Origin of the sequence: Pseudomonas asplenii (assembly GCF_001293465.1) — a bacterium.
GTDB lineage: Bacteria > Pseudomonadota > Gammaproteobacteria > Pseudomonadales > Pseudomonadaceae > Aquipseudomonas > Aquipseudomonas fuscovaginae_B.
Genome location: NZ_JSYZ01000032.1, coordinates 675 through 1,732, shown reverse-complemented (window position 1 = coordinate 1,732; position 1,058 = coordinate 675). Strand labels below are relative to the sequence as shown.

The window sequence follows — 1,058 nt, the reverse complement described above, 5'->3', positions numbered from 1 at the left end:
GGGCAACTCCACGCCCAACGACTCGCGCACGGCATTGACCAGACGCATGGCCAGCAACGAGTGTCCACCCATTTCGAAGAAGTTGTCGTCGATGCCCACCGCTTCCACGCCCAGCACCTCGGCAAACAGGCGGCACAGCAAGGCTTCCTGCTCGTCGCGCGCAGCACGGCTGGCCGGCCTGTGCGCTTGTGGCTCCGGCAAGGCGCGCTGGTCGAGCTTGCCGTTGGCCGTGCGCGGCAGCGACGCCAGCAACACCAAGGCACTGGGCACCATGTAGGCCGGCAGGCATTGCAACAGGTGTTGACGCAAGACATCGACCTCCACCGCTTGCCCTTCGTGCAACACCACATACCCCACCAGGCGCGAGGCACCACGCAGCAGCACCGCAGCCTGTGCCACCGCCTCATGCCTCAGCAAGACCGCCTCGATCTCTCCCGGCTCGATGCGCACGCCATTGATCTTGACCTGTTGGTCGAGACGCCCGCGATAGAGCAGGCAACCGTCTTCACGCCACTGCCCCAGGTCGCCAGTGCGGTACATCCGACTACCCGCTGCGCCGTAGGGGTTGGGCACGAACTGCCGCGCCGTCAGCCCGCCCTGCTGCCAATAACCACGCGCCAGGCCGACACCGGCCAGATAGATCTCGCCGACCGTACCGGCCGGCACGGGCTCCAGCCGTGCGTCCAGCACGTACACCTGGTAGTTCGCCGCCGGCACGCCTATCGGTAACTGGCTGGCGTCTTCCAATTCGTCCCACCCGACCCGGTGCCCCGTGGCATCGCACGTCGCCTCGGTCGGCCCATACAGGTTGGTGATCCGCTCGGTACCCAGCACCTGGCGGATACTGCGGCACAACTCCGTGGCCAGTGCCTCGCCCCCCAGAATGACATGCCGCACCGACGGCTTGGCATGACCACTGCGCAGCGCATACGCCAAGTACGACGGCACGCAACTAAGGACGCTGATCGCCTGGTCCTGCACATAGGCCCAGAACCGGTCGAGATCATCGCGCACCGTGTCCTCGATCACCACCACGCAAGCCCCTGCAAGCAGGGGCG

At 66.3% G+C, this 1,058-nt stretch carries 1 protein-coding gene; it reads right to left on the bottom strand.

What is annotated here, in order from left to right; genetic code table 11:
- A partial coding sequence (locus PF66_RS30155; protein WP_160320674.1) for a non-ribosomal peptide synthetase occupies positions 1-1,058 on the bottom strand: 1,058 nt, incomplete at both ends.